General features: G+C 41.5%; 8 protein-coding genes. 7 read left to right on the top strand and 1 reads right to left on the bottom strand.

The window, feature by feature from the left end:
• The first annotated feature begins 94 nt into the window (after nt 1-94).
• From ACLFKQ_RS20920 to ACLFKQ_RS20950, 7 genes are all read left to right on the top strand, one after another.
• Nucleotides 95-595 carry a CBS domain-containing protein gene (locus tag ACLFKQ_RS20920; protein ID WP_449001677.1) on the top strand — a complete coding sequence of 167 codons (501 nt, stop codon included), beginning with the start codon at nt 95-97 and terminating at the stop codon, nt 593-595.
• A 56-nt stretch (nt 596-651) separates the two neighbouring features.
• Nucleotides 652-1,296: a CBS domain-containing protein gene (locus tag ACLFKQ_RS20925; RefSeq protein WP_449001678.1), complete on the top strand. Its 645-nt coding sequence runs from the start codon at nt 652-654 to the stop codon at nt 1,294-1,296.
• Nucleotides 1,297-1,377: 81 nt separating this feature from the next.
• On the top strand, nt 1,378-2,832 hold the full coding sequence (locus tag ACLFKQ_RS20930; protein ID WP_449001679.1) for a Ni/Fe hydrogenase subunit alpha: 1,455 nt from the start codon (nt 1,378-1,380) through the stop codon (nt 2,830-2,832).
• Nucleotides 2,833-3,282: 450 nt separating this feature from the next.
• Nucleotides 3,283-4,248, top strand: coding sequence for a cysteine synthase A (gene cysK, locus ACLFKQ_RS20935; protein WP_449001680.1), 966 nt, complete (start codon nt 3,283-3,285; stop codon nt 4,246-4,248).
• Between the two features lie 106 nt (nt 4,249-4,354).
• Nucleotides 4,355-4,894 carry a (2Fe-2S) ferredoxin domain-containing protein gene (locus tag ACLFKQ_RS20940; protein WP_449001681.1) on the top strand — a complete coding sequence of 180 codons (540 nt, stop codon included), beginning with the start codon at nt 4,355-4,357 and terminating at the stop codon, nt 4,892-4,894.
• A 129-nt stretch (nt 4,895-5,023) separates the two neighbouring features.
• Nucleotides 5,024-5,419: an ArsC/Spx/MgsR family protein gene (locus ACLFKQ_RS20945; RefSeq protein ID WP_449001682.1), complete on the top strand. Its 396-nt coding sequence runs from the start codon at nt 5,024-5,026 to the stop codon at nt 5,417-5,419.
• Between the two features lie 123 nt (nt 5,420-5,542).
• Nucleotides 5,543-5,944: a fasciclin domain-containing protein gene (locus ACLFKQ_RS20950; RefSeq protein ID WP_449001683.1), complete on the top strand. Its 402-nt coding sequence runs from the start codon at nt 5,543-5,545 to the stop codon at nt 5,942-5,944.
• A 7-nt stretch (nt 5,945-5,951) separates the two neighbouring features.
• Here ACLFKQ_RS20950 and ACLFKQ_RS20955 read toward each other — a convergent pair whose 3' ends face one another.
• A complete protein-coding gene (locus ACLFKQ_RS20955; protein ID WP_449001684.1) occupies nt 5,952-6,248 on the bottom strand; it encodes a carbohydrate porin in 297 nt (98 codons plus the stop codon).
• Between the last annotated feature and the right edge of the window lie 40 nt (nt 6,249-6,288).

Here is a 6,288-nt window from a genome sequence, read left to right on the forward strand (position 1 = left end):
ACCAAAACCAAAATTTTCAACTTAAATCCAAGCTATACTTATAAATTTCCTCTTATTTGACCCTTGCCTAGTAATTCCAAGAGGAACGATAGTAATGAAAGCATCAGACATTATGACTACAAATATAGTCAGCATCGATAGCTCGGCGACCATTGCCACAGCAGCTAAGCTGATGAAGCAACATCACGTACGAGCTTTAATTGTCGAACGCGCTTCTGAGGAAGATGCTTATGGCATTATCACCGCTACCGATCTCTCGCAAGCGATCGCCAACGCAAAAAATCCAGAAGTCACCTCGGTCTGCGAAGTAATGACCAAGCCTTGTATCGTAGTCAATCCCGATCTATCAGTAGAACATATTGCCAAATTATTCGCTAGAACTAAAATTCGCATCGCACCAGTTATTAAAGACAAACTACTCGGTATTGTTTCTATTACCGACATTCTGACCAAAACCAATTGTTTGTCGCCGATGGAAGCTAGGGGAAACTCTCTCCAACCAGCAAAATTAACCGAACTCCCTCTAGATGAATTGATGGATCGAGAATGGCAAATTGAATCAGATTCCATTTATGAAAACTGGTGCAGTGGATAGACAACATTTCTGAACTGGTTAAAAATCGACCACTGACAAAATTGGAGTAACTAAAGATGAAAGTCGCAGATATCATGAGCCAAAAAGTTATCACCATTCGCAGCTTTGCAACAGTAGCCCATGCAGTCAAGCTGATGCGAGAAAATGGTTTGAGTTCGCTAATTGTCGAACGTTTGGATGAATCGGATAGCTATGGCATAGTTAGCGAAACCGACATTATTTATAAAGTAGCAGCTAAAGGGCTCGATCCCGAACAAGTGCGAGTCTGCGAAATTATGACTAAGCCGTGTATTGTGGTTAATCCCGATTTAAGTGTCAAATCTGTTGCCCAGCTTTTTGCCAATACTGGGATTCGCCGTGCCCCAATAATTAGAGACAAACTTTTAGGTATAATCTCCACTAGTGATTTATTGTTGAGAAGTAACTTCGTCGAACAACCTAGCGGAGTTTGGCTCAAACAACAAATCGAACAAAAAATTGACGATGCTCGCAGAATTTGTGCCGAACGCGGCTTCGACTCAAAAGAATGTGCTGCCGCTTGGGATTCAGTAGAAGAGTTACAGGCAGAACAGGCACATCAACAAGCAGAAGAACTCAAACAAACAGCTTTTGACGAGTATTGTCAAGAACATCCAGAAGCTAAAGATATTTGGCGATACGATCCTTGGTTTTGTCATTGGGAAGAAGAACTCCCCGTATGAGACAGAGGCAATAAATCTAAAATAGCGATCGCTAACCAATAACTACTAACCGATTAACTACCCTTCCACTAACCAAATAAAATGTCTTCAACAATCGTCATCGATCCCGTAACTCGAATTGAAGGTCATGCAAAAATTACCATCCATCTCGATCCGACGGGACAAGTAGAAGATGCCCGCTTTCACGTGACCGAGTTTAGAGGGTTTGAAAAATTCTGCGAAGGTCGTCCTTTATGGGAAATGCCAGGGATTAGCAGTCGTATTTGTGGTATTTGTCCCGTCAGTCACTTACTGGCTTCTGCTAAAGCCGGCGATCGCATTTTGGCAGTGGAAATTCCTCCCGCAGCGGAGAAACTACGTCGTCTGATGAATCTGGGACAGATAATTCAGTCCCACGCTCTAAGTTTTTTTCATCTCAGTGCGCCAGATTTACTATTGGGTATGGATAGCGATTCTGCTTCCCGTAATATTTTTGGCTTAATTGCTGCCGAACCAGAACTAGCCCGCAGTGGCATTCGTTTGCGACAATTCGGACAGGAAATTATTGAAATATTGGGTGGTAAGAAAATTCATCCTGCTTGGGCTGTACCGGGAGGAGTGAGAAACGCCTTATCTGAAGCAGGAAAAACCAAAATTGGCGATCGCCTTCCGGAGGTCAAAGCTACCGCACTTAAAGCTATCGATAAATTTAAAAGCTTACTGGCGGACTACCAAGCAGAAGCCCAGACTTTTGGTAATTTTCCCAGTTTATTTATGGGACTGGTAGGGCAAGACGGGCAATGGGAACACTATGGGGGTAAAATTCGCTTCGTTGACAGTAGTGGAAATATCATTGCCGATAAACTCGATCCCACTGATTACCAAGAGTTTATCGCTGAAGCCGTCGAACCTTGGTCTTATTTAAAATTTCCTTACTATCGCCCTTTGGGTTATCCTACTGAGAAAGATTTTTGCAGTTTGCAAAATGGTATTTATCGTGTAGGACCTTTGGCGAGACTAAACATCTGTAGTCACATTGGAACCTCTTTAAGCGATCGTGAATTAAGAGAATTTAGAGATCGAGGAAAAGGTACGGTAAATTCATCCTTTTTCTATCACTATGCACGATTGATTGAAATTTTAGCTTGTATCGAACGAATTGAAAATCTGCTGGAAGATTCAGTCATTTATTCTCATCATTTACGTGCTATAGCGGGTATCAATCAACTTGAAGGAATTGGAGTCAGTGAAGCACCACGGGGTACTTTGTTTCATCACTATCACGTAGATGAACATGGTTCGATCGCCAAGATAAATCTAATTATTGCTACGGGACAAAATAACCTGGCAATGAATCGTACTGTCGCTCAAATTGCCAAACATTTTATTCGCGAAACTACTAATATTCCCCAAGGAATGGTCAACCGAGTTGAAGCGGGTATTCGCGCTTTCGATCCTTGTTTGAGCTGTTCGACTCATGCCGTCGGACAAATGCCGCTACACGTTCAGTTATTTGATGTGGTAGGAAACTTGCTTAATGAGGTTTGGCAAAATTAAATGCCTTCTGGTTCGAAAACTCAAGTTTCGGTCAAAAATCAAAAATATTATTTAATTCTTAAAAGTTCGGAATTAACCAAATTGAAAATTGATTCGAGTTTTAATAATAATAAAGCAGCGCTCTTCGCGATCGCGCCAAATATTAATCTATCAATCAAATATTAGCCAAAAATAGTGCCTTCACCTTATTTTTAACCGCATCCTATCATAACGATCGAACAGTTATGGAATGGCTGGCTCGGTCACAGGCTGTGTTAGTCAATAATTATTTAGGCACTGGTTCTAGTGGCATCGGAGCTTATTACGATGAAGAAACTTAGAAATTCTTAGAAATTGATAAAGATATCCTCTATACTCCGGCGATCGGTAGGTAAATAGGTAACAGGGCATAAAAGTATTAGTCGCTCGTCGATGTTCGACTACTAACCACAAACCACAAACGAAATCATCATGAAAATAGCTAATAATATCACGGAACTTGTAGGAAAAACTCCTTTAGTACGCTTAAATTCAATTCCCTTTGCTGAAGGTTGTCTGGCTCAAATTGTAGTCAAACTGGAAAGCATGAATCCTGCTGCTTCGGTTAAAGACCGCATTGGAGTGAACATGATTGAGGCTGCCGAACGAGCTGGTTTAATTACTCCTGGTAAAACGATATTAATCGAACCTACTTCTGGCAATACGGGGATCGCCTTAGCTATGGCTGCTGCTGCTAAGGGTTATAAAATCGTTTTAACCATGCCTGAAAGTATGAGTCAAGAACGCAGGACGATGTTAAAAGCCTATGGCGCACAGTTAGAATTAACTCCCGCCAGTGGTGGTATGAAAGGAGCGATCGCCCGTGCAGAAGAATTGGCAGCCAGTTTACCTAATGCGTTTATGCCCCAACAGTTTGACAATCCTGCTAACCCAGAGATCCATCGCCTCACTACAGCAGAAGAAATTTGGTCGGACACGGACGGAGAGGTAGACATTTTAATCGCTGGTGTCGGCACTGGGGGAACAATTACGGGTGTTGCCGAAGTTATCAAACAACGCCAACCAGAATTTAAAGCGATCGCTGTCGAACCAACCGATAGTGCCGTGCTTTCTGGTGGAAGCCCCGGAAGTCATAAAATTCAAGGCATCGGTGCGGGTTTCGTGCCCAAAGTCTTAAATGTCGAGGCGATCGACGAAATAGTTACCGTTACTAATGATGAAGCCTTTAATTATGGTCGTCGTTTGGCAAAAGAAGAAGGGATACTGTCAGGGATTTCTTCAGGTGCAGCTTTAGCAGCAGCCATCAAAGTCGGCAAAAGACCGGAAAATGCAGGCAAGTTAATCGTGATGATTCAGCCGAGTTTTGGCGAACGCTATCTCAGTACCCCTCTGTTCCAAGATATGGAAGAAGAAAAAACGTTGGTGGTTAGTAGTTAGTAGTCGCTCGGGCTTTCAGGATTTAAATGAATAGGGTTGTAAGGGTCTATTTTCCTATATCCCTATATCCCTACACCTTCTCACTTAACTCAACAAAGGCAAAATCATGAGTACTAAAATAACACAACCAGTAACCTATCGAATAGAAGGAGAATTTTTGGGTTTTATTGCCCTTAAACACATTCAAGTTCGAGTGGGAGAGAGAATTATTCCCATAAAATTAGCCAAAGAGTTGCGAGAACCTCTAGCTAGAGAACTAGTAGAAGGCGATCGCCTGGCGGTGTTTTTGGAACAAAAAGGTTCGGGTCTGGGTAAACTGAAGCTGAAAAGCGACCGCGTGGAAAAACTCGACAGCGAGCTTAAATCTTCGGTCACTGAGTTTCCCTCCCCAAAACAAATTCAAACGGGTAAAATTCTGGTGTGTAGTAAATCCAGTTGTGCCAAGCGTGGCGGAAAACAACTCTATCGCGCTTTGGTAGAAACTCTCAAACAGTTAGGCTTGCAAGAACGAGTAACTATCGAACTTATAGACTGTCAGAAGCAGTGCAAACAAGCCCCTAGCCTAATTTTGATGCCTGGTAGAGTCAAACACGCTCGTGTCAACTTCAATAACCTTGCTTCGCTGCTAAAAGCTCATTATGGTTAACTGTGATTTGTTGTTTTTATTTAGCTTTCGCCCTAATTTACCAAAACCTTACGCTTCTATACTCCCATATCCTGCCAACTACTGTACGAGCGAACGGCGGTTCCCCCATACCAAACACTAACCAAGACAATGTCACGAATTATTTTTTATGAAAAACCAGGCTGTATCAACAATACAAAACAGAAAGCTCTACTACAGTCTGCGGGACATGAAGTAATCGCCTACAATTTACTGACCGCAACTTGGACGGTTACCACTCTGCGTCCCTTTTTTGGCGATCGCCCGATAACCGAGTGGTTTAATCGAACTGCACCTCAAGTTAAGTCGGGTGAAGTCGTTCCCGAAAACTTAGACGAAGAGACGGCACTAGAGTTAATGATTCAATTTCCTCTATTGATTCGCCGTCCCCTAATCCAGGTAGGAGATATCTGCCAAACGGGATTTGATCGCGATAAAATCGATGCTTGGATTGGTTTGCTACCACAGAAGACTTTAGAGGATTTAGAAATTTGTCCTAGAAGTTAATCTTGAAATTAAAGGCAGTAATCTAGGCTTTAAATATCCTGAAAATGGGCAGGGTTAAGCAGTTTATACTAAATAAATAAGTAGTATAATCGAGCTGAATTCGATCGTAAATTTTTAAAAGATATGGCAGATATTGTCGATATTGCAGTTAACACAGAGGGTTTTAGTACATTAGTAGCTGCGGTCAAAGCAGCCGATTTAGTAGAAACTTTAAAAACTCCAGGACCATTTACTGTATTTGCTCCCAACGATGCTGCCTTCGCCAAACTTCCTTCAGGCACAGTTCAAACTTTAGTCCAAAATCCGCCCCAACTAGCCAGAATACTTACTTATCACGTAGTTGTAGGAAAATTAACTAAAGCAGATCTATGTAAGGTAGATTCAGTAAATTCCGTAGAAGGTTCGCTAATTTCAATTAATTGTGCCGATAATTTTGAAGTAAAAAATGCCACTGTAATTACAGCAGATATTGAAGCTGACAATGGCATTATCCATGTGATTGATAACGTAATTTTAATGGGCTGAAAATTGTTTAAAAAGAAAAAAACGTTCGTAGAGCTCCAGAGACAATTGTACCGTTGGTATTTTGATTTGCAGCATTAGTAATTACTTGAACTAAAGGTGTGATACGAATGTTGTCATTGAGGGGAAAATTGTAAAATGCCTCGATGTTAGTTTGAGTAGCATTGCCAATCTCATCAACAACAAAAGGTTGAGCTATAGCAATACCACTAATTGCACCAGATACAAATAAATCGGGGAAAGCTATTCCTGCCATCCAGTAGTTAGGGGTAATATCGCCAACAGCAGTATTATGGTTCTGTTGCAAAAAATCCGAACAGAGAGAATATACCTGTGATTAACTAATT

The sequence above is a fragment of the Myxosarcina sp. GI1(2024) genome, from assembly GCF_053543375.1.